The sequence below is a fragment of the Teichococcus rhizosphaerae genome, assembly GCF_002631185.1.
GTDB classification, from domain to species: domain Bacteria; phylum Pseudomonadota; class Alphaproteobacteria; order Acetobacterales; family Acetobacteraceae; genus Pseudoroseomonas; species Pseudoroseomonas rhizosphaerae.
Map to the genome: position 1 here is coordinate 86,453 of NZ_PDNU01000025.1, position 20,711 is coordinate 107,163.

A 20,711-nucleotide genomic window follows, 5' to 3' on the forward strand; every position below is an offset into this window, starting at 1 on the left:
GCGGCCTGTGGCCGGCGCCGCTACTGCTCCAGCTTCACGCCCGTGCGCTTCACCACCTCCTGGAACTTGGCCACCTCCGCCTCCATGAAGGCGCGGGCGTCGGCGGGGGTGTTGCTGCGGCGCCAGGGCGCCACGCCGCTCTCGATCAGCCGGTTGCGGAAGGGCTCCTCGGCGAGGGCGGCGTTGATCGCCCGGTTCAGCCGCTCCACCACGGCGGGCGGCATGTCGGGCGGGCCCAGGATGACGTTCCAGGTCTGCAGGTCGAAGCCCGGCAGGCCGCTCTCGGCCAGGGTCGGGATGTCGGGGAAGGTGGGGAAGCGCTCCAGCCCGGTCAGCGCCAGCGGCCGCACCAGCCCGCCGCGGATCTGCCCCGCCGCCGAGGCGAGCACCGCCACGCCCCACTGGCCCTGGTTCTGGTGGATGGCCTGCACCTGCTGCCCGCCGCTGCGGTAGGGCACGTGGACGAAGCGGTTGCCCAGCACCACCGCCAGCATCTCGGAGGTCAGGTGGTTCGGCGTGGCCACGCCGGAGGAGGCGTAGGTGATGCTTTCGGGCGGCGCCTCGCGCAGGGTGGCGAGCAGCGACCTCGCGTCACGCGGCGGGAAGGCGGGGCTGGCGATGACCACCAGCGGCCCGGTGCCCAGCACGGCGAGGTGGGTGAAGTCCTTCACCGGGTCGTAGCGCGTGCCGCCGACCAGGGCATTGGGCGCAATGCCGTGCGAGCCGGATTCCACCAGCATGATGACGTAGCCATCCGCCGGCTGGCGGCGCAGCCACTCGCTGGCGACGATGCCCGCGGCGCCCGGCCGGTTCTCCACCACCACCCGCGCCATCTCGCCGCCGGCGGGGGCCAGGGTCTGGCCGAGCCGCTCGGCCAGCAGGCGGGCGGCGATGTCGGTGGAGCCGCCGGGGGCGTAGCCGGTGACGAGGGTGACCGGCCTTTCGGGGTAGGCGGCGGCAGGCCGGGGCAGCAGCGGGGCGGCCAGGGCGGCGAGGCCCAGCAGCGCCGCCAGCAGGGGGCGTCGCGTCATTCTCGGTTTCTCCCAAGGCGCGGGGCGGCTGCATCGGCCGGCCCCTGGTTGCGGGGGCGAGCATAGGCGCCGAATGGCGGCGCTGGCCACAGGCTGCTCCGGCGGGGAAGGGAAAGGGGGAAGGGGCGGGCGAGGCGGGGAGCGCGGCCGGGGGGTGCTGCCGGGCGGCCCGTGGCGTCGGGCGTTCCGGCCGGGCGCGATCTGCTCTAGGCTCGGGCGGCCCCGCGCCGCCGCCCGGCGCGGCAGACAGGATCGCCTTTGCCCTTGCCTTTTCCCTTTCCCTTCCGCGCATGAGCACGAGCCTGACAGGCGTGACCGCCCCGCCCCCCGGCGGACGGCCCGGGCCGCCGCGCCTGGCGCTGGGGCGGGGGCTGGCGGCCTCGCTGCTGGTGCACGCGGCGCTGGCGCTGTGGCTGCTGTGGTCGCACGAGCCGGAGCCGCTGCCGCAGCCCTCCGAGGCGGAAAGCGTGCCGGTGGTGTTCGAATCGGCCATGGGCGAGGCGGGGCCGGCCCTGCCGCAGCCGCAGGAGCCGGTGGGCGCGCCCGAGACGCCGGGCGGCGTGCCGACGCCCCTGGCGCCGCCCGACATTTCGGCGCCGCCCAGCCCTGTTCAGCCGCTTCCTGTCCAGCCGCTTCCTGTCCAGCCGCTTCCTGTCCAGCCGCCGCCTGTCCCGTCGCCGCCTGTTCAGCCTCCTCCGGTCATGGCCGCGCCCGCGCCGCCGCCCGCCCCATCCCAGGCGCCGCCCGCGAACCCGCCGCCCGCGCCGCCGCCCGCCCTGCCTTCCCTGGCGGAAGCCCCGCCCGCGCCACCCGCCCCACCCGTGGCGGAAGCGCCGCCCGCTCCTTCCGAGGCACCCGTGGCGCCGCCCGCGCCCGCCCGGATGGCCGAGGCGCCGCCCGCGCCGGAAGGCGAGCTGCCCACGCCGCCGCCCGCGCCGCTGCCCGACCTTTCGGCCGCGCTGGCGCCGCCCACCCCCCTGCGGCTGAACCCGCCGCGCCCGCCGCCGCCGCCGCCCCGGCCCCCCGAGGAGGCGCCGCCCCGCCCCAACCCGCTGGCCGGCACGCTGAACCTCGGCCCCATGGCGGCGCGGCCCATCGCGCCCGCGCCGCAGCCCCGCCCGGCGCCCGCCCGGCCCGGCCAGCTCGACATGGCGGTGGGGCCGGTGCCGCAGCGCTCGCGGGCGCCGGAGCCGCCGGCCTTTCGCGGCAACAACTCGATGGTGCATGTCAGCGGTGCGCAGCCGGGGCTGAGCTGGGGGCGGGCCTTCCAGGCCTGGGTGCAGTCGCGCGGCTTCTACCCGCCGCAGGCCGCCGCCGCAGGCGAGGACGGCCCCGTGGTGCTGCGCGTGACGGTGGCGCGGGACGGGCGCATCGAGGCGGTGCAGATCACCAGCCGCTCCGGCTCCCGCTGGCTGGACGCGGCGGCGCTGTCGCTGTTCCGCGACCAGGTGGGCCCCGCCTTCACGGCGGACATGGAGGGGGACAGCACCACCCTGGCCTTCACGGTGAACTACCGCATCATCTACCGCTGAGCGCGCGCCGCCCCGGCGGCGGGCTCAGCCGCGCAGGATGACCGGCCGCTCCACCGGCTGCTCCTCCGCCGGCTCATGGTCCAGGTAGCCCTCCACATAGAGGCGGCGCACCAGCATCAGCGTCAGCGCGGCCATGGGGGTCGCCAGCAGCATGCCGAGGAAGCCGAACATCAGCCCGAAGGCCACCAGCGCGATGATGGTCGCGGCCTCCGGCAGGTCCACGCCGCGCTTCTGCACATAAGGGGTGATCAGGTAGCTCTCGACCGACTGCACCACGAGATAGACGCCGATGACGGACATCGCGCCGGACAGCCCGTCGGCCAGGCCGAGCAGCACCGCGGGCACCGCCGCCAGCACCGGGCCGAGCGTCGGGATGAAGGCCAGCAGCGCGGCGATGACGCCCAGCACCGGCGCCAGGGGCACGCCGATCAGCCACAGCCCCGTGCCGGTGAGCAGCCCCACCACCGCCATGGAGACCATCTGCGCGCCGAGCCAGTTGCGCAGCGTGACGGCCGCCTCCTCGCAGATCAGCCGCGCGCGGGGGCGCAGAGAGGGCGCCACCAGCGCCTCGATGCCGCGCCGGTAGAGCTTCGGGTCCAGCGCGAAGTAGAGGCCGAGGAAGGAGACCAGCACCACGTTGGCCAGCGCGCCGAAGGTGGTGTTCAGCGCCGAGAAGGCGGTGCTGCCGCCGCCGCTGGGCAGTTCCATGTTGCCGGGCTTCACCCGCTCCAGCAGCTCCTGCCCCCAGCCGTAGCGCGAGAGGGTTTCCGAGACGCGCTGGGCGGCGGCCGGCACCTGGCGCCACAGCTCGTTGAGCTGCTCGGCCATGGGGCGGGCGGCCAGCAGGCCGAGACCGGCGGTGACGAGCAGCAGCAGCAGCAGGAACAGCATCACGCCCGCGCCGTGCGAGACCGGCAGCACGCGGCGCAGCAGCCGCGCCCCGGCATGCAGGAACACCCCCAGCAGCGCCGCGGCGAAGACCAGCAGCGGCACCTCGGGCAACATCCAGAGCAGCAGCAGCAGCGCGCCCCCCAGAACGAGCAATGAGACGGTCCTGCGCGACATTCCGGGGCTCCTCGGCGCGCTTCCCGGGCGGGGAAGCCGGGCGGTTAAAGCCTGAGCGCGGCAGGGGTTGCGGGAAGCGGGCGGCCGGGCCCGCGCCGCGCCGCCGGGGCACGGCCCCCTTGCGCCGATCGGCCAGCCCGCCTATCCGGCGGCGGCAACCGCCCCCAATCCGTAAGGATCATTCCCATGGCCACCGAGCGCACCCTCTCCATCATCAAGCCGGACGCGACCCGCCGCAACCTGACCGGCAAGATCAACGCCAAGTTCGAGGAGAAGGGCCTGCGCATCGTCGCGCAGAAGCGCATCCAGCTCTCCGAGGCGCAGGCCGGCGCCTTCTACGCCGAGCACAAGGCGCGCCCCTTCTACAACGACCTGGTCTCCTTCATGACCTCGGGCCCCGTCGTGGTGCAGGTGCTGGAAGGCGAGAACGCCATCGCCGCCAACCGCGAGATCATGGGCGCCACCAACCCGGCCAACGCCGCCCCGGGCACCATCCGCAAGGAGTTCGCCGAGAGCATCGAGGCGAACAGCGTGCACGGCTCGGACGGCCCCGAGGCCGCCGCCCGCGAGGTCGCCTTCTTCTTCGCCGGCACCGAGATCGTCGGCTGAGGGGGCGCGGGGGGTTTTCCGCCCCCCGCCTCCGGCCGGCCCGGACGCCGGCAGCAAAAAAAGGCGGTCCGCTCCGGCGGGCCGCCTTTTTCCATGCCCGGCTTCCACCGGGCGCGCCCTGGCGGAAGCCCGGGCGCGGGGGCTCAGCCCCGGAAGACTCAGCCCCAGAAGACGTAGATGAAGAGCAGCAGGACGATGATGGCGCCAATGCTCCACTTGGTGGCCTTCGTGAACATGTCCCAGCCATGGGTGCGCTCGGCGAGGATGTCCTCGGACTTCACCTCGACGAAGTCGATCTCTTGATTCACCTCGGCCATGGGGTTCCCTCTGCTGCGCCAGCCTGAACGCGCAGCAATACGGATCGCGCGGCGCATCGGCAAGAGGCTTGGCGACGCGGCCAAGGCGCCGCCACCGGGGGGCGCCGCTGGGGATGGCTGCCGGCCGGGAAGGGGCGGGGGATGGCGCGGGAACCTCTCCGCCGCCGCGGCGTTGCCCCCGGCAGGAGGACCAGCCCATGCCGATCACCCTGGAAGGCTCCTGCCGCTGCGGCACCATCTGCTTCTCGGTGGCCAGCCACACGCCGCACCCCTACCAGCGGTGCTATTGCAGCATCTGCCGCAAGACGGCGGGGGGCGGGGGCTATGCCATCAACATCATGGGCGTGGCGGAGACGCTGAAGCGCCAGGGCCGCACCGCCATCTACCGCGCCGAGATCCGCGCCGATGACGGGCGCTGCGAGACCAGCAGCGGCGAGCGGCACTTCTGCCCCCGCTGCGCCAGCGCCCTCTGGATGGCCGATCCTTCCTGGCCCGGGCTGGTGCACCCCTTCGCCTCGGCCATCGACACGCCGCTGCCGGTGCCGCCCAGCCGCGTCCACCTGATGCTGAAGGACAAGGCCCCCTGGGTGGAGCCGCAGATCGGCCAGGGGGATGCCTGCTTCGACGCCTATCCGGAGGAGTCGATCGAGGAATGGCACCGCCGGCGGGGCCTGTGGGTGGCGTGAGCGGCGGCGGGGGCGGGCCTGGGTCGGCCCGTGAAACAGCCGCGTGAAATTGAGTCGCCGCATCAAAAACCGCGCCGCCCCTTGCGTTTTTCCCTCCCGCCAAGCCGGAAGCCGCTTGGCGTCAGAGGAGGATCACATGTCACGCACCACCTTGGCGGCCCTGGTTTTCGCCGGTCTTTCCCTTGCCGCTTGCGGCTCCAGCCCGGGCGGGCGGGCCGTCTCGGGCGGCCTGCTGGGCGCCGGTGCCGGTGCCGGCGTCAGCGCCCTGACCGGCGGCAATGTCGGGACCGGCGCCCTGGTGGGTGGCGGCATCGGCGCCGCCGGCGGCGCGCTGACCGCGCGCTGAGCAAGGCCCGGCCACAACTCCCCGAGGAAGGCCGGGAACCGCTCCCCGGCCTTCCTGTTCCGGCGCACCCGTTCCGGTGCCCTTTCTCCGGCGCCCCTTCTCCTGCGCCCCTGTTCCGATGCAGAGCGCGCGCTTCCCTCAGAAGCCCACCTTGTCCCCGCCCTTCAGCGCCAGGATCTCGCGCGCCTCGTCCGGCGAGGCCACTTCCAGCCCCAGCCCCTCGATGATCTGCCGCGCCAGCCGCACCTGCTCGGCGTTGCTCTCGGCCAGGCGGCCGGGGCCTGCCCACAGGCTGTCCTCAAGCCCGACGCGCACATTGCCGCCCATGGCCGCCGCCATGGCCGCGATGGGGAGCTGGTTGCGCCCGGCGCCGAGCACGGACCAGCGGTAGTTGTCGCCGAACAGCCGGTCGGCCGTGCGCTTCATGTGCATCACGTCCTCCGGGTGGGCGCCGATGCCGCCCTGCAGGCCGAACACCGTCTGGATGAAGAGCGGGCCCTTCACGATGCCCTGGTCGAAGAAATACTTCAGGTTGTAGAGGTGCGCCGTGTCGTAGCACTCGAACTCGAAGCGGGTGCCGTTCTCCGCGCAGGTCGTCAGGATGTACTCGATGTCGGCGAAGCTGTTGCGGAAGATGATGCTTTTGTCGAAGAGGTAGTCCTTCTCCCACGGGTGCTTGAATTCCTTGAACCGGTTCAGCATGCCGAACAGGCCGAAATTCATGCTGCCCATGTTCAGGCTGGCCACTTCCGGCCGGTAGGTGGCGGCCGGGCGCACCCGCTCCTCGATGGTCATGGTGGGCGCGCCGCCGGTGGTGATGTTGATCACCGCGCCGCAGCGCTGCTTGATCACCTGGAGGAACGGGGCGAAGCCCTCGGGCGACTGGTCGGGGCGGCCATCCACCGGGTTGCGCGCGTGCAGGTGGACGATGGCGGCGCCCGCCTCCGCCGCGCCGATCGCGGCATCGGCGATCTGCTGGGCGGTGACGGGCAGCGCGGGCGACATGCTCGGCGTGTGGATCGCACCCGTGACGGCGCAGGTGATGACGACTTTCCGCTTGGCCATGTCAGCCCTCCTCTTGTGTCAGCTTGTGCGCGCGCAGCGCGGCGAGCCGGCGGTCGCGCCAGCGCATCCTTTCCGGCAGGTCGCCGGACGCGCCCCATTCCTCCAGGATGCGCCCGATGACCGGCGCCTCATAGACCTCCGGCCCGGCCGCCTCCGCGGCGAGGCGCCTGTAGAAGCCGGCGTAGCGCGCGCAGTAGTCGGGGATGCCGCCCGGCGCGTTCAGCTCGATGGTCTCGAACGGCCCCATGAAGGACCAGCGCAGGCCGAGCCCGTCCTTCACCGTGTGGTCGAGGTCCTGCGGCGTGACGTAGCCCTCCGACACCAGCCGGAACGCCTCGGCCAGCAGCGCGCCCTGCAGGCGGTTGAGGACGAAGCCCTCCACCTCCTTCAGCACGGCGATCGGCACCTGGCCGATGGCGGCGTAGATCTCCCGCGCCCGCGCCACCGTCTCCGGCGCGGTCCAGGGCGCGCCGGACAGCTCCACCAGCGGGATCAGGTGCGGCGGGTTCACCGGATGCGCGACCAGGCAGCGCGCGCGGCCCGGCAGCGCCTCGGTGAAGAGCGAGGCGCGGATGGCGGAGGAGGAGGAGGCCAGGATGCATCCCCGCGGCGCCAGCCGGTCCATCTCGGCGAAGAGCGCCCGCTTCACCTCCAGCCGCTCCGGGCCGTTCTCCTGCGCCAGGGCCGCGTCCGACACCGCCTCGGCGAGGCTGCCCACGGCCTGGATGCGCCGCGCGGCGCCGCCGGGATCCTCGCACAGCCCCTGCTCGGCGAGGTCGGCGAGGCCCCGGGCGCACAGCCCCTCGGCCTCCGACGCGACACGGGGGGCGGGGTCGTGCAGCGCCACCGCCCATCCGGCGCGGGCGAAGACCATCGCCCAGGCGCGGCCGATCAGGCCGGCGCCGACAATGGCGACCTTGGAGTGGTGCGTGCTCATCGCTTCCTTCCGTTGTGCGTGCCGGGAAGGACGCCGCCCTCTCCAGCTTCCATCCGCCTCACAGCCACAGCACCTTGCGCCGCAGCTCCAGGTCATCGCGCAGCAGCTTCGAGGCGCCGGTCCAGGTGACGGCGCCGCGCTCCAGCGCCACCGTCTCGTCGGACAGCGCCAGCGCCAGGTCCAGGTTGTGGTCCACGATGATGATGGAGATCTCCCGGCGCAGCCTGTCGAAGGCCTCGAACAGCTCCTCCGTCACCGCCGGCGAGAGGCCCTCGAAGGGCTCGTCCAGCAGCAGCAGGCGGGTGTCGCCCGACAGCGCGCGGGCCACCGCCACCATCTGCTGCTCGCCGCCCGAGAGCGCGTCGGCCGGGGTGCGCCAGCGCTGCCTCAGGCGCGGGAAGAACTCCAGCACCTTCTCCTCCTCCCAGTGTCCGCCGGCGCCGGTCAGGCGCTTGAGGCGGCCGAGCGCCAGGTTCTCCGCCACCGACATGCCGGCGAACAGCCCGCGCCCCTGGGGGACGAAGCCCACGCCGCGCCGGGCGATGCGGTCCGACGGCAGGCCGGCGATCTCCTCGCCCGCCAGCGTCATGCTGCCCGAGGCCGGCCGGGCGATGCCCATGATGGATTTCAGCAGCGTGGACTTGCCCGCGCCGTTGCGCCCGAGCAGCGCCAGGATCTCGCCCCGCCGCACCTCGAAGGAGACGCCCTGCAGGATGTGGCTCTTGCCGTAGAAGGTGTTGATGCCGTCGAGCTTCAGCAGCACCTCGCCGGTCATCGCCGAGGCGCGTTCCCTGGCCGCGATGGCGCTGCTGCCGGAGCCGAGATAGACGGCCTGCACGCGGCTGTCGGTGCGCGCATCCTCCACCGTGCCGTCCACCAGCACCTCGCCGTCGTTCATCACCGTCACATGGTCGGCCAGGGCGAAGACGCGGTCGATGTCGTGCTCCACCAGCAGCACGGGGATGTCGGCGGAGACGCGCTTGATCAGCTCGCCGACGCGGACGCGCTCGGCGGTGGCCAGCCCCGCCAGCGGCTCGTCGAGCAGCAGGATGCGCGGGCGGGTGGCGACGGCCACCGCCATGTCCACCAGCCGCTGCCCGCCATAGGACAGGGCGCCGGCCTCGGCCCGCTCGATGCCGGCGAGCCCCATCCAGTGCAGCAGCGTGGCGGTGTCGTCCGCCATGTCGTCATAGGAGCGCGCGTCGTGCCACAGGCCGAAGCGGGCCGGGTGGCGGGCCTGGATGGCGAGGCGCAGGTTCTCGGCGATGGACAGGCCGGGGAAGAGGTTGGTGATCTGGAAGGAGCGGCCGATGCCGGCGCGGGTGATGGCCTGCGGGCTGAGGCCGGTGGCGTCCCGCCCGTCCAGCGTGACGGTGCCGGCATCGGGCGGGAACATGCCGGAAAGGAGGTTGAAGGCCGAGGTCTTGCCGGCGCCGTTGGGGCCGATCAGCGCGTGCAGCGTGCGGTCCCGCACCGCGAAGGAGACGCCGCGCACGGCCTGGACGCGGCCGAAGCTCTTGCGCAGCCCGCCCGCCGCCAGCACCGGGCCGGCCGCGGTGCCGGGGCGGATGAAGCGCACCGGCACCGGCGTCGGCGCCGCGGTGCGGCGGGCGGACATCGCCGCGTCCTCCACCACCCGCTTGCGGAACGGCGCCAGCAGCCGGCCGCCCACCCCCACCAGACCGTCCGGCGAGAAGACGATGAAGCCCACGAAGAGCAGGCCGAACACTAGCAGCCAGTTGGCCGTGTAGATCGAGAGGAACTCGCGGAACAGGATGTAGAACAGCGCGCCGAGCGCGGGGCCCAGGAAGGAGCGCATGCCGCCGATCACCACCATGGCCAGCAGCTCGCCCGAGAAGGCGATGGCGATGGGCTCGGCCGAGGCGAAGCGGTGGTTGTAGGCGGAGAGCATCCCCGCCAGGGCGGTGACGCTGGCCGAGAGCGCGAAGGCCAGCACCTTGTAGCGGTAGGTGCTGTAGCCCACGAAGCGGGCGCGCTGCTCGTTCTCGCGGATGGCCACGAGCACCGTGCCCACGGGCGCGTGGTGGAAGCGCCACAGCGCGAACACCACCAGGAAGCCGATGGCGGCCACCACCGCGTAATAGGCCAGCGGGTCGTCGAGGAAGGCGTAGCGCGCGATGCCGCCGAAGCCGTCCTCGCCGCCCGTCAGCTCGGTCCAGCGGAAGGCGATGGTGAACAGCATGGCCGTCAGCGCCAGCGTCAGCAGCGAGAAGTAGACGCCGCTGCGGCGCAGGATGAGCAGGCCCGCCAGCGTGGCCATGGTGGCCACCAGCGCCAGGCCCAGCAGCACGGGCAGCAGCATGTCGCCGGGGAAGAGGTGGCGCTGCAGGATGCCGGCGGCATAGGCGCCGATGCCGAACCAGGCGCCGTGGCCGAAGGAGACGAGGCCGGTATGGCCCACCAGGATGTTCAGCCCCATCACGGCGATGGCGAAGACCACCACGTCGGTGGCCGACTTCAGGGTGAGGCCCAGCGCCGGCAGCAGCACCGGCAGCAGCAGCAGCGCGGCGAGCGCGATCAGCAGGGGGCGGAGTTCGCGGGTCATCATGGCGTGGCGCTCACTCGAACTTCGCGATGCGTTCGCCGAACAGGCCGCGCGGGCGCAGCAGCAGGACGAGCAGCATGAGGAGATAGACGGAGGCCTCGGTGGCCGGCGGGTAGGCATAGGCCGCGATGCCGCGCACCACGCCCACGATCAGCGCCGCCACCACCACGCCCCAGAAGGAGCCCAGGCCGCCGATGACGACGACCACGAAGGCGAAGGTGAGGATCTCGGCCCCCATGGCCGGGTGCACGCCGATGACGGGCGCCAGCATGACGCCGGCCAGCGCCGCGAGCCCCACCGCGATCATCACCACCGCCGACATGTAGGGGCGGAGCGAGATGCCGAGCGCGCCCACCATGTCGGGGTTCTGCACGCCGGCGCGCACCACGCGGCCGAAATGGGTGCGCTGCAGCAGGAGCCACAGCCCGAGCACGCAGAGTGCCGCGACGCCCAGGATCATCAGCCGGTAGCGCGAATAGATGAACTCGCCGATGAACACCTGCCCGCGCAGCGCGGCGGGGATGGAGAAGGGCAGGGGCGGCGCGCCGAAGACCATGCGCAGGGTCTGCTCCGCCACCATGGCGAGGCCGAAGGTGAGCAGCAGCGAGAGAATGGGGTCGGCGCGGTAGAAGCGGCGCAGCAGGAGGCGCTCGATCACCAGCCCGAGCAGCGCCACCAGCACGGGCGCCGCCACGAAGGCGCCGCCGAAGCCGATATGCGGGGCCAGCGCCACGGTGAGGTAGGCGCCGATGGCGTAGAAGGCGCCATGCGCCAGGTTGACGATGCCGCCCAGGCTGAAGATGAGCGACAGGCCGAGCGCGATCAGCAGGTAATAGGCGCCGATCAGCAGCCCGTTGAGGATCTGCTCGATGAGGAAGACGATTTCCAAGGCCGGAGGCTCCTGCGCCGACAGGGTGCCCGCGCCGCGCGGGGTGCGGCGCGGCGCGGGCTTGCGTCATGCGGCGCGCGTCAGGACGGGAAGGTGCAGCTGTTCTCTTCCGGCGTGGCGGCGATGGCCTCCAGGCTCTCCTCCGGCCCCGGCACGGCGGGGGAGGAGGTGAAGATGTCGTAGCGGTCCTTCTGCTCGGCGGCGGGCAGGGCGGTGATGGCGTACATCTCGGTCATGATCTGGTGGTCGCGGGCGCGGAAATAGCTTTCGCGGCCCTTCTGCACGCCGAACTTGGCGCCGCTCTCCAGGTACTCGACGATGCGCGGGCCGTCCGTGCCCTTGGTCTCGGCCATCGCCTGGGCGATGATCCTCACCGCGTTGTAGTCGCCCCAGGCCTGGTTCTCGGGCGGGCGGCCGAAGCGGGCGCGGAAGTCGGCGGTGAACTTCCTGGCCGCCGGGTTGTCCAGCCGGTGGTGCCACATGGTGGGCCAGGTGCCGAGGAAGTTGCCCGAGCCGCGCCCCAGGCCAGCGCCGTGTCGAAGCCGAAGCCCGCCACGGGGAAGCGCAGGCCGAACTCCGAGTACTGCTTGAGGAAGTTGGTGATCTGCGCGCCGGCGAGGTTGGCGATGATGACGTCCGGCCGCGCCTGGCGGATCTTGAGCAGGAAGGGCGAGAAGTCGGTGAGGTCGGTCGGGATCAGGTCCTCGTTCGAGAAGCTGCCGCCATTCTCGCCGAGGAAGCGCTTGGCCACGCGCAGCAGGTCGTGGCCGAAGGCGTAGTCGGCGGTCAGCGCATAGGCCTTCTTGCCCCTGATCAGCCCCTGCTGCACCAGCACGCGGCCCACCGCCTTCACATACATCGAGTTCTGGCCCTCGATGTGGAACATGAACTTGCGGCAGTCGCTGCCGCGCAGCGCGTCGGAGTTGGCGCCGGTGTTGATGAAGAGGGCGCGCTCGCGCTGCACCACCTGGCCGATGGCCAGCGCCGAGGCGGAGTTGATCTCGCCCACGATGCAGCTGACGCGGTCGCGCTGGATGTAGCGCTCCGCCTTGGCGCTGGCGGTCTGCGGGTTGACGCTGTCCTCGAAGGTGATCTCCAGCTTGCGGCCGAGGATGCCGCCCGCGGCGTTGATCTCGTCCATGGCGAGCTGCCCCGCCTGCACCGCGAACTCGCCGAGCGGCCCGAGGAAGCCGGTGCGCGGCGTCAGGTGGCCGATGCGGATGGTGTCCGATTGCGCGTAGGAGATGGCGGGAGCGGCGAGCAGCGTGGCGGCGCCCAGCAGCGCGCCCCGCCGCGTGACGCGGGGAAGCTCGGTCATTCTCGTGTTCCTCTCCAAACCTGTCCGGCGGGGCGTTGTTTCGCCCCTGCCGCGATCCGATCCCTTGTCGTGATCTGTGATCACAGGAAGGCTTGCGCATCCGCAACGGATTGTCCAGAGGGGAATGCGTGAACCACGCCATCGCCAGCCTGCCGCTGCTGGAGCGCCGCACCCTGTCTGAGGCGGCCTATGCGCATCTGCGCGACCTGCTGGCCTCGGGGCGGGTGGCGCCGGGGGAGCGGCTCTCGCTGCGCGACCTGTCGGAGGCGCTGGGCGTCTCGGTCATGCCCGTGCGCGAGGCGGTGAGCCGGCTGATCGCCGACCGGGCGCTGGAGGTGGCGCCCAACCGCGCCGTGCGCGTGCCGGTGATGACGCGCGCCCAGTTCCGCGAGCTGGCCGAGACGCGCGCGGGCGTGGAGGGCCTGGCCGCCGCCCGCGCGGCGCTGCGGCGCACGCCGGCGCAGCTCCGCGCCATCGAGGAGGCCGAGGCGGCGCTGCGCGAGAACAGCGGCACCACCGATCTCGGCGACGCGGTGGCACTGAACCGCGACTTCCATTTCGCCCTCTACGAGGCCGCCGGCCTGCCCACGCTGCTCGACGTGATCGGCGGGCTGTGGCTGAAGGCGGGGCCGGTGATCAATCTCGACCTGCGCCATTCGCGCGACCGGCTGACGGCGGGGCACGCGCTGCGCTGCCATGCCGCGGCCCTTGGCGCCATCCGCGCGCAGGACGCGGAAGCGGCGCGCGCGGCCATCGCCGAGGACATCGCGCGGGCGGCGGACTTCATCATCGACAAGGGCGGGCTGCCCGAGGGCTGAGCCGCCCGGGACAGGGGGGAAGACAGGATGGATCTCGGACTTCAGGGCGCGCGCGTGCTGGTGACGGCGGGGGCGGCGGGCATTGGCCGCGCCATCGCCGAGGCCTTCGCAGAGGAGGGGGCGCGGGTCTTTACCTGCGACCTGGACGAGGCGGGGCTGGCGACGCTGCCCGCGGGCATCGGCCGCCGCCGCGCCGATGTGGCGGACCGTGGCGCGGTGGCGGCGCTGTTCGAGGCGGCGCTGGCGGAGCTTGGCGGGCTCGACGTGCTGGTGAACAATGCGGGCATCGCCGGCCCCACGGGAAAGCTCGACGAGATCAACCCCGAGGACTGGGACCGCTGCCTGGAGGTGTGCCTGACCAGCCAGTTCAACTGCGCCCGGCTGGCCATCCCGCACCTGCGGAAGTCGGCCAATGCCAGCATCGTCAACCTGTCCTCGGCGGCGGGCAAGCACGGCTTCGCGCTGCGGGCACCCTATGCCGCGGCCAAGTGGGGCGTGATCGGGCTGACGAAATCCCTGGCGATCGAGCTGGGCGACGACGGCATCCGGGTGAACGCCATCCTGCCCGGGCTGGTGGCGGGGGACCGGCAGCGGCGCGTGCTGGAGGCCAAGGCGCAGCAGAAGGGCATCTCCTTCGCCGAGATGGAGCGCCTCGCCTTCTCCTTCACCTCCATCAAGGACTACGTCACGGCGCGGCAGCTGGCCGACCAGATCCTGTTCCTGTGCAGCCCGCGCGGCCGCACCATCTCCGGCCAGGCCATCAGCGTCGACGGCGACACCCGCATGCTGTCCTGACCTGAAGAAAAAAGAAGGGGGCCCGGGGGAATCCATTCCCCCGGCCTTCCGGGAGAATTGCATGAAGCTCCGCTGCCTCGACTGCGCCCACACCTTCCCTCCCACCCTGCGCTACGCCTGCGCCGCCTGTGGCGGCATCCTGGAGGTGGTGGGCGAGAGCGGCCTGGAGCCCCCGCCCGGCCTGCCCGCCGGCATGTGGCGCCACGCCGCCCGCCTCGGCGTGACCGACCCCGCCGCCATCGTCTCGCTCGGCGAGGGGGAGACGCCGCTGCTGCGCGCGCCGCGCATCGAGCGGGCGCTGCCGGACTTCGAGGGCGAGATCTGGCTGAAGGACGAGACGCGCAACCCGTCCGGCTCCTTCAAGGACCGGGCGATCAGCGCGGGCATCAGCAAGGCGATCGAGCTGGGCGCGCGGGGGGTGGTCTGCGCCTCCTCGGGCAATGCGGGGGCGTCGGTCGCGGCCTATGCGGCGCGGGCGGGGATGGGGGCGATCATTATCGTGCCCGCCCATACGCCGGACGGCAAGGTGACACAGATCGCGGCGCACGGGGCGGTGCTGCTGAAGGTGCCGGGGCACTACAGCCGCTCCTACGACCTCGCCGCCGCGCTGGCGGAGCGGCATGGCTACGCCAACCTCACCACCACCTTCATCAACCCCTGGGCGGTGGACGGGCTGAAGCTGGTGGGGCCCGAGATCCGGGCGCAGCTCGGCGGGCGGGTGCCGGACATGGTGCTGATCCCCACCGGCAGCGGCCCGCTGGTGGAGGGGGTGGCGCGCGGCTTCGCCGGCGCCGCGCGGCCGCCACGCCTCGTCGCCGTGCAGGCGGAGGGCTGCGCGCCCATCGTGCGGGCCTTCGAGGAGGGCGCCGAGGCGGTCACGGCCTGGGGGATGCCCGACACCATCGCCTCCGGCATCAGCGACCCGCTGATCGGCTATGAGCGGGACGGCACCCGCACGCTGCGGCTGGTGCGCCGCAGCGGCGGCACGGCGGTGGCGGTGAGCGACGACGCGCTGCGCGCCGCCATGCGCCTGCTGGCCCGCGGCGAGGGGCTTTACGCGGAGCCCACCGGCGCCAGCCCCATCGCCGCCCTGCCGCGGCTGCTGGCGGAGGGGCTGGTGCCGCGGGGCGCGGTGGTGGTGTGCCTGATCACCGGCCACGGCTTCAAGGATGGCCGCGCCTATCAGGAGATGCCCGCGCGCATCCACGCCGTGCCGGCGCCGGACGACCTTGCCGCCGTGGCCCGCCTCTGTGACGCTGCGCTGGCGGAGAAGGAGTGAGGCAGGGATATGCGCATCATTGTCCTGGGCGCCGGGGTGATCGGCGTCAGCAGCGCCTACTGGCTGATGCGCGCCGGCCACCAGGTGAGCGTGGTGGAGCGGCGCGAGGCGGCGGGGCTGGAAACGAGCTGGGGCAATGGCGCCATCATCCATGTCAGCTCCGTGCAGCCCTGGGCGGCGCCGGGCATGCCGCTCAAGGTGCTGAAGTGGCTGGGGCAGGAGGACGCGCCCTTCCTGCTGCGCCCCTCCGCCCTGCCGCGCATGTGGCGCTGGGGGCTGGGCTTCCTCGCCGCCTCGCGCGCGGCGGCGCACAATGCGGGGGCGCTGGCCAACCTGGAGCTGGCGCTGCACTCGGCGCGCTGCATGGCCGGGATCCGCGCCGAGACGGGGGTGGAATACGACCATGCCGGCGGCTGCGTGCTCAAGACCTTCGGCACCGCGGCCGAGTGGGAGGCCGCCGCCCGCGCGCATGAGGCGCTGGCGCCGCACGGGCTGGTGACGGAGCGGCTGGACCGCGCGGCCTGCATCGCCCGCGAGCCGGCGCTCGCCCCCGTGGCGGAGAAGGTGGCGGGCGGCCTCCACTTCCCGCAGGACGAGGTGGGGGATTGCAGCAGGTTCAGCCAGGGCCTGGCGGCGTGGTGCGCGGCGCGGGGCGTGGCCTTCCACTACGGCACCACGGTGACGGGCCTCATCCAGCGCGGCGGCCGCGTGGCGGCGGTGGCGACGGCGGCGGGCGAGATGGCCGGCGAGATGGAGTGCGACGCGGTGGTGGTGGCGCTCGGGCCGCATTCCGCCGCCCTGCTGCGGCCGCTCGGCATCCATGTGCCGATCCATCCCGTGAAGGGGCTTTCCGTCACCGTGCCGCGCGCCGTCTGGCCGGAAGGGCCGCGCAACGCCATCCTCGACGACGGCCGGAAGTTCGCCCTCACCCCGCTCGGCGAGCGCTACCGCATCGTGGGCTCGGCCGAGATCGCGGATTTCGACACCACGCCCGCGCCTGCCCGCATTGGCGCGCTGATGCGCGGCGTGGCGCAGCTCTTTCCCGCGCTGGAGAAGGCCGATTCGGCGCCGGGCGCCCTGTGCTGGGCCGGGCTGCGGCCGATGGTGCCGGACGGGCTGCCGCGCATCGGCCCGACGCGGCTGGGCGGGCTCTACCTCAACACCGGCCATGGCCATACGGGCTGGACCATGGGCGCGGGCTCGGGCCACCGCATCGCCGAGATCATCGACGGGCGCCGCGGCGGTTTCGCCGCGGTGGCGTGACAAGCGGCGCGTTTCTTGCTCAGCTTCGTTCCGGACGCGCCGCCAAGGCGTGCGAGGGAGCTAGCAGGGGACCGACCATGGACCACAGGAAAGACAAGGCCAGCCTGGAGCGGCGCGGCCTTTTCGGCCTCGGCGCGATGCTGGGCGGCGGCGCCGCCCTTTTCGCGCCCCGCAGCGCCGCTGCCCAGGCCGTGGGCAGGAGCAGGCTGCAACTGATCAAGGAACGCGGTCGCCTCATCGTCGGCACCGGCAGCACCAACCCGCCCTGGCACTTCGAGGGCGCGGACGGCAAGCTGCAGGGCATGGATATCGACCTGGCGCGGCTGCTCGCCAAGTCGATCTTCGACGACCCGAACAAGGTGGAGTTCGTGCTCCAGGGCTCGGATGCCCGCATCCCCTCGCTGGTCACCGACAAGGTGGACATCGTGGTGCAGTGGATGACGGTGACGCCGGGCCGCGCGCAGCAGGTGGAGTTCACCATCCCCTACTACCGCGAGGGCGTCACGCTGCTGGTGCTGGCGCGCGGCGCCAAGTACCAGAACCACGAGGCGATGAAGGCCGCCGGCAGCGCCGTCACCGTGGGCGGCATGCAGAACGTGTTCATGGAGGAATGGGTGCGCAAGGCGCTGCCCCAGGCCAAGGTGGACGCCTTCGAGAGCCCGGACGCCACGCTGCAGGCGCTCAACGCCCGCCGCATCGACGCCTACATGGCCGACCAGTCGGCGGCGCGCTGGCTGATGCAGCAGGCGCCGGGGCGCTTCGCCGATGCCGGCTATGGCTGGATGCCCAACTCCTACGCCTCCGCCGTCAAGCCCGGCGACCCGGTCTGGCTGAACTGGGTCAACACCGTCTACAAGGAGGCGATGATGGGGGTGGACTTCGACTACTTCGCCGCCTCCTACAAGAAGTGGTTCGGCATCGAGCTGCCGATGCCCAAGATCGGCTATCCGGCCGAGTTCTCCTGACGCCGGGGCAGGGGGGCGCCGCCCCCTGACGCTCCCGCCGGGGCGGCCACGCCGCTCCGGCATCCCCCCGGGGAAACCGCCACCCGCCGTCAGGACGCCGCATGATCGACTACAACTTCGACTGGAGCGTCATCACCCGCAACTGGGACAGGTTCCTGGAGGCCCTGGCGCTGGGGCTGGGGCTCGCCGTGGTGTCGCTGCTGATCGGCTGCGTCATCGGGCTGGCGGCGGCCTATGCGCGGGTGTCGGGCAACAAGTGGCTGTCGGGGCCGGTCTGGGCCTATGTGGAGGTCATCCGCTGCACGCCGCTGCTGCTGCTGATCTTCTTCATCTATTTCGGCCTGCCCGAGTTCGGCATCTACTTCATGGACAAGACGCAGAGCTTCGTCCTCACCCTCTCGCTCTATGCGGGGGCGTATATGAGCGAGGTGTTCCGCGCGGGGCTCTCCTCCATCCCGCGGCAGTATGTGGAGGCGGCCAAGGCGATCGGCATGCGGCCCTGGCAGCGGCAGCGCTGGGTGGTGCTGCCGGTGATGTTCCGCATCACCCTGCCCTCCATCGGCAACAACCTGATCTCGCTGTTCAAGGACACCTCGCTGGCGGCGGCCATCGCCATCCCGGAGCTGACCTTCGTGGCGCGGCAGATCAACGCCAACACCTTCCGCGTGATGGAGGTGTGGCTGACGGCGAGCGCCCTCTACCTCGCCACCGCCTGGCTGCTCGCCACCCTGCTGCGGCAGGTGGAGCGCCGCTACGCCACCATCCGCTGAGGCGCCGCGATGCTCGACTTCTCCTTCGTCCCCGGCACCTTCTGGTTCGAGGCCTGGCAGGCGCGCTTCTCGCTGCTGAGCGGCATCTGGGTGACGATGAGCGCCTCGGCGCTGACCATCCTCTTCGCCACGATCCTCGGCGTGGCGGTGGGCACGGCGCTGGCCTATGGCTGGTGGTGGCTGCGGCTGCTGGCGCGGCTCTATGTGGACTTCATGCGCGGCATTCCCGTGCTGGTCCTGATCCTGTTCACCTATTACGGGCTGGCGCTGTTCGGCATCAACGTGCCGGCCTACTGGGCGGGTGTCATCGCGCTCTCCGCCTTCGCCACCGCGCATATCGGGGAAACGCTGCGGGGCGCGGTGGAATCCGTGCCGATGGGGCAGATGGAGGCGGGCAAGGCCATCGGGCTGCGCTTCCTCCAGCGGCTGCGCTACGTGATCCTGCCGCAGGCGCTGCGGCGGATGCTGCCCCCTTGGGTGAACACGGGGCTCGAGGTGGTGAAGGGCACCACGCTGCTGTCCATCATCGGTGTGGTGGAGCTGCTGCTGACCAACCAGCAGATCGTCGCCCGCAACTACCTGATCGTCGATTTCTACCTCTTCGCCGGGCTGCTCTACCTGATGATCAACGCCTCCATCGCCGCCCTTGGCGCGCGGCTGGAGCGGCGCTTCTCCTATCTCCGCTACTAGCGCGCGGATGCCGGCGGCGATGACCCAACACACCCAGCCAGGAGGCCGCATGGCCGATGACGTGCTGCTGCGCGCCCAGGGCGTGCGAAAGAGCTTCGGCGCCGTGGAGGTGCTGAAGGGGATCGACCTGGAGGTGCGGCAGGGGCAGGTGGTCTCGCTGATCGGCGCCTCCGGCTCCGGCAAGACCACCTTCCTGCGCTGCGTGAACCTGCTGGAGGAGCACGACGGCGGCGAGATCCTGCTCGACGGCGACCCGGTGGGCTACCGCGTGGAGGGCGGCCGCCGGCGGCGCCTGAGCGAGACCGCCATCTCCGCCCAGCGGGCGCGGATCGGCATGGTGTTCCAGCAGTTCAACCTCTTTCCGCACCTGACGGCGGAGGAGAACGTGATGCTGGGCCTGACCAAGGTGCTGAACAAGCCGAAGGCCGAGGCGCGGGAGATCGCCACCCACTGGCTGGGGCGGGTGGGGCTGGCCGAGCGGCGCGGCCACTACCCCTACCAGCTCTCGGGCGGGCAGCAGCAGCGCGTGGCCATCGCCCGCGCCGTGGCGATGGAGCCGCGCCTGCTGCTGTTCGACGAGGTGACGAGCGCGCTGGACCCGGAGCTTGTCTCCGAGGTGCTCGGCGTGATGCAGGGCTTGGCCGAGAGCGGCATGACCATGCTGGTGGTGAGCCACGAGATGCTCTTTGTGCGGGAGGTCTCGCACCACGTGGTGTTCATGGACCAGGGGCGGGTGGCGCAGGCGGGGACGCCGGAGGCGGTGTTCGGGAACCCGGAGAGCGAGAGGTTGCGGAGCTTTTTGGGAAGGTTCCACGGGATGTTTGGGATGGTCTGATAGATGGCATTCAGCCTTTCTCGTTTGCTAGTAGATACACTATATCTTAATGGGAAAATTTCCTGGGGGCGGTAATGAAGCAGACATTTTCCTTATTCTTGCTGGATAGTTTTGGAGATGTTGCAGCTGAAGATGACGCAGTTTTAGAGTATTTTTTGTCCACTAATGCCGTTGAAAAAATAAGAACAAACAAAGCTTTTCTTGTTTTGGGTAGAAAAGGAACTGGAAAAACGGCAATAGTTCGCCATTTTTCAGAGCAGCCTTCTGGGGTGCTATCTCAGTCTTTGAATTTGCGTGGATACCCTTGGTCGGTACATGCAAACCGTATAGATTATGGTGCTTCTGACATCGAAGCTTACGTTTCTTCTTGGAAATATTTGATCGCGGTAGAATTGGCCACACTTGTAATGGCTGATAAGAGAACGCTTCAAAGTAAAAATAAATCAGCTTTAGAGAACTTTCTAAAGGATAACTATGGTGGGACCCATCCTAAAATATCTGAAATATTGATGCCTAGTTCTTTACGTTTAACTAAATTTTCGCTTCAGCCTTCTATTATGGGAAACCAATTAGGCGGTATTGATCTTGAGAGAGGCCCAAAGGACCACAAGCTCGGTCTTGAACTTAATGCACTAACATCGTCTATTATCGACGCCGTAATGGAAATATCTCAGGAAAGTCAACTTGAACCGCTTAGTTTACATTTTGATGAACTAGATCAAGGCATGCAAGTTCTGGATGCTGCTAGGAACAAAATGATCATAGGTCTTATAATAGCAGCCAGAGAAATTAAGAGAGACAGTGAGAAGGTGGGAGGGCATATAAATCCTGTAATATACCTTAGAACAGATGTTTGGGAAGAATTGCAATTCTCCGACAAAAACAAAATAAGCAAGACTCATGCTCTCAACCTTGGGTGGGATAGCTCTAGTTTA

20 protein-coding genes and 1 pseudogene are annotated in these 20,711 nt (G+C 70.8%); 13 read left to right on the forward strand and 8 right to left on the reverse strand.

Annotated features, from left to right (window positions below):
• Positions 1–20: 20 nt before the first annotated feature.
• Positions 21–1,031, reverse strand: coding sequence for a Bug family tripartite tricarboxylate transporter substrate binding protein (locus CR162_RS13420; protein ID WP_099096033.1), 1,011 nt, complete (start codon positions 1,029–1,031; stop codon positions 21–23).
• A gap of 311 nt (positions 1,032–1,342) precedes the next feature.
• Here CR162_RS13420 and CR162_RS23120 point away from each other — a divergent pair, with 311 nt between their 5' ends.
• Entirely contained in the window at positions 1,343–2,563 is a 1,221-nt protein-coding gene (locus CR162_RS23120) for an energy transducer TonB (protein WP_099096034.1), read from the forward strand.
• 24 nt (positions 2,564–2,587) lie between these two features.
• Here the strand turns inward: CR162_RS23120 and CR162_RS13430 are convergent, their stop codons facing one another.
• Positions 2,588–3,628, reverse strand: coding sequence for an AI-2E family transporter (locus CR162_RS13430; RefSeq protein ID WP_099096035.1), 1,041 nt, complete (start codon positions 3,626–3,628; stop codon positions 2,588–2,590).
• 186 nt (positions 3,629–3,814) lie between these two features.
• Here CR162_RS13430 and ndk point away from each other — a divergent pair, with 186 nt between their 5' ends.
• Complete coding sequence (gene ndk, locus CR162_RS13435) at positions 3,815–4,237, forward strand: nucleoside-diphosphate kinase (protein ID WP_099096036.1); 423 nt, start codon at positions 3,815–3,817, stop codon at positions 4,235–4,237.
• Between the two features lie 158 nt (positions 4,238–4,395).
• Here ndk and CR162_RS13440 read toward each other — a convergent pair whose 3' ends face one another.
• Positions 4,396–4,554 carry a preprotein translocase subunit SecE gene (locus CR162_RS13440; protein ID WP_099096037.1) on the reverse strand — a complete coding sequence of 53 codons (159 nt, stop codon included), beginning with the start codon at positions 4,552–4,554 and terminating at the stop codon, positions 4,396–4,398.
• 197 nt (positions 4,555–4,751) lie between these two features.
• Here CR162_RS13440 and CR162_RS13445 point away from each other — a divergent pair, with 197 nt between their 5' ends.
• Together CR162_RS13445 and CR162_RS13450 are read left to right on the forward strand one after the other, a co-directional pair.
• Positions 4,752–5,240 (forward strand): GFA family protein, encoded by a 489-nt coding sequence (locus CR162_RS13445; RefSeq protein ID WP_099096038.1) that lies wholly within the window; start codon positions 4,752–4,754, stop codon positions 5,238–5,240.
• A 136-nt stretch (positions 5,241–5,376) separates the two neighbouring features.
• Positions 5,377–5,586, forward strand: a complete 210-nt coding sequence (locus CR162_RS13450) for a hypothetical protein (protein WP_099096039.1) — start codon at positions 5,377–5,379, stop codon at positions 5,584–5,586.
• A 138-nt stretch (positions 5,587–5,724) separates the two neighbouring features.
• Here CR162_RS13450 and CR162_RS13455 read toward each other — a convergent pair whose 3' ends face one another.
• The 5 genes and pseudogenes from CR162_RS13455 to CR162_RS13475 all read right to left on the reverse strand — a co-directional run bounded on the left by CR162_RS13455 (position 5,725) and on the right by CR162_RS13475 (position 12,361).
• Positions 5,725–6,651 (reverse strand): BKACE family enzyme, encoded by a 927-nt coding sequence (locus CR162_RS13455; RefSeq protein ID WP_099096040.1) that lies wholly within the window; start codon positions 6,649–6,651, stop codon positions 5,725–5,727.
• A gap of 1 nt (position 6,652) precedes the next feature.
• The gene (locus tag CR162_RS13460) at positions 6,653–7,588 is read right to left on the reverse strand and encodes a 3-hydroxyacyl-CoA dehydrogenase (RefSeq protein ID WP_099096041.1); all 936 of its coding nucleotides are present in this window, start codon (positions 7,586–7,588) and stop codon (positions 6,653–6,655) included.
• 58 nt (positions 7,589–7,646) lie between these two features.
• A complete protein-coding gene (locus CR162_RS13465; RefSeq protein ID WP_245870347.1) occupies positions 7,647–10,157 on the reverse strand; it encodes a branched-chain amino acid ABC transporter ATP-binding protein/permease in 2,511 nt (836 codons plus the stop codon).
• A 10-nt stretch (positions 10,158–10,167) separates the two neighbouring features.
• Complete coding sequence (locus tag CR162_RS13470) at positions 10,168–11,043, reverse strand: branched-chain amino acid ABC transporter permease (protein ID WP_099096042.1); 876 nt, start codon at positions 11,041–11,043, stop codon at positions 10,168–10,170.
• An 80-nt stretch (positions 11,044–11,123) separates the two neighbouring features.
• Positions 11,124–12,361: pseudogene (locus CR162_RS13475) on the reverse strand (ABC transporter substrate-binding protein).
• Between the two features lie 128 nt (positions 12,362–12,489).
• Here CR162_RS13475 and CR162_RS13480 point away from each other — a divergent pair.
• The 9 genes from CR162_RS13480 to CR162_RS22065 all read left to right on the forward strand — a co-directional run.
• Positions 12,490–13,179: a GntR family transcriptional regulator gene (locus CR162_RS13480; RefSeq protein ID WP_099096043.1), complete on the forward strand. Its 690-nt coding sequence runs from the start codon at positions 12,490–12,492 to the stop codon at positions 13,177–13,179.
• A 27-nt stretch (positions 13,180–13,206) separates the two neighbouring features.
• Positions 13,207–13,974, forward strand: coding sequence for an SDR family oxidoreductase (locus CR162_RS13485; protein WP_099096044.1), 768 nt, complete (start codon positions 13,207–13,209; stop codon positions 13,972–13,974).
• Between the two features lie 61 nt (positions 13,975–14,035).
• Complete coding sequence (gene thrC, locus CR162_RS13490; protein WP_099096045.1) at positions 14,036–15,253, forward strand: threonine synthase; 1,218 nt, start codon at positions 14,036–14,038, stop codon at positions 15,251–15,253.
• A gap of 9 nt (positions 15,254–15,262) precedes the next feature.
• On the forward strand, positions 15,263–16,516 hold the full coding sequence (locus tag CR162_RS13495; RefSeq protein WP_099096046.1) for a D-amino acid dehydrogenase: 1,254 nt from the start codon (positions 15,263–15,265) through the stop codon (positions 16,514–16,516).
• A gap of 77 nt (positions 16,517–16,593) precedes the next feature.
• Positions 16,594–17,481: a transporter substrate-binding domain-containing protein gene (locus CR162_RS13500; protein WP_099096047.1), complete on the forward strand. Its 888-nt coding sequence runs from the start codon at positions 16,594–16,596 to the stop codon at positions 17,479–17,481.
• 101 nt (positions 17,482–17,582) lie between these two features.
• Positions 17,583–18,251, forward strand: a complete 669-nt coding sequence (locus tag CR162_RS13505; RefSeq protein WP_099096048.1) for an amino acid ABC transporter permease — start codon at positions 17,583–17,585, stop codon at positions 18,249–18,251.
• Between the two features lie 9 nt (positions 18,252–18,260).
• Positions 18,261–18,941 (forward strand): amino acid ABC transporter permease, encoded by a 681-nt coding sequence (locus tag CR162_RS13510; protein ID WP_099096049.1) that lies wholly within the window; start codon positions 18,261–18,263, stop codon positions 18,939–18,941.
• Between the two features lie 49 nt (positions 18,942–18,990).
• Complete coding sequence (locus tag CR162_RS13515) at positions 18,991–19,776, forward strand: amino acid ABC transporter ATP-binding protein (RefSeq protein ID WP_099096050.1); 786 nt, start codon at positions 18,991–18,993, stop codon at positions 19,774–19,776.
• A gap of 74 nt (positions 19,777–19,850) precedes the next feature.
• The coding region (locus CR162_RS22065) for a P-loop ATPase, Sll1717 family (RefSeq protein ID WP_141563156.1) at positions 19,851–20,711 on the forward strand (861 nt) is incomplete at its 3' end.

Bases quoted from the DNA above. Each gene is read 5' to 3' on its own strand.
- CR162_RS13420 (WP_099096033.1), bottom strand. From the start codon at position 1,031: ATGACGCGACGCCCCCTGCTGGCGGCGCTGCTGGGCCTCGCCGCCCTG.
- CR162_RS13430 (WP_099096035.1), bottom strand. From the start codon at position 3,628: ATGTCGCGCAGGACCGTCTCATTGCTCGTTCTGGGGGGCGCGCTGCTG.
- ndk (WP_099096036.1), top strand. From the start codon at position 3,815: ATGGCCACCGAGCGCACCCTCTCCATCATCAAGCCGGACGCGACCCGC.
- CR162_RS13440 (WP_099096037.1), bottom strand. From the start codon at position 4,554: ATGGCCGAGGTGAATCAAGAGATCGACTTCGTCGAGGTGAAGTCCGAG.
- CR162_RS13445 (WP_099096038.1), top strand. From the start codon at position 4,752: ATGCCGATCACCCTGGAAGGCTCCTGCCGCTGCGGCACCATCTGCTTC.
- CR162_RS13450 (WP_099096039.1), top strand. From the start codon at position 5,377: ATGTCACGCACCACCTTGGCGGCCCTGGTTTTCGCCGGTCTTTCCCTT.
- CR162_RS13455 (WP_099096040.1), bottom strand. From the start codon at position 6,651: ATGGCCAAGCGGAAAGTCGTCATCACCTGCGCCGTCACGGGTGCGATC.
- CR162_RS13460 (WP_099096041.1), bottom strand. From the start codon at position 7,588: ATGAGCACGCACCACTCCAAGGTCGCCATTGTCGGCGCCGGCCTGATC.
- CR162_RS13465 (WP_245870347.1), bottom strand. From the start codon at position 10,157: ATGATGACCCGCGAACTCCGCCCCCTGCTGATCGCGCTCGCCGCGCTG.
- CR162_RS13485 (WP_099096044.1), top strand. From the start codon at position 13,207: ATGGATCTCGGACTTCAGGGCGCGCGCGTGCTGGTGACGGCGGGGGCG.
- thrC (WP_099096045.1), top strand. From the start codon at position 14,036: ATGAAGCTCCGCTGCCTCGACTGCGCCCACACCTTCCCTCCCACCCTG.
- CR162_RS13495 (WP_099096046.1), top strand. From the start codon at position 15,263: ATGCGCATCATTGTCCTGGGCGCCGGGGTGATCGGCGTCAGCAGCGCC.
- CR162_RS13500 (WP_099096047.1), top strand. From the start codon at position 16,594: ATGGACCACAGGAAAGACAAGGCCAGCCTGGAGCGGCGCGGCCTTTTC.
- CR162_RS13505 (WP_099096048.1), top strand. From the start codon at position 17,583: ATGATCGACTACAACTTCGACTGGAGCGTCATCACCCGCAACTGGGAC.
- CR162_RS13510 (WP_099096049.1), top strand. From the start codon at position 18,261: ATGCTCGACTTCTCCTTCGTCCCCGGCACCTTCTGGTTCGAGGCCTGG.
- CR162_RS13515 (WP_099096050.1), top strand. From the start codon at position 18,991: ATGGCCGATGACGTGCTGCTGCGCGCCCAGGGCGTGCGAAAGAGCTTC.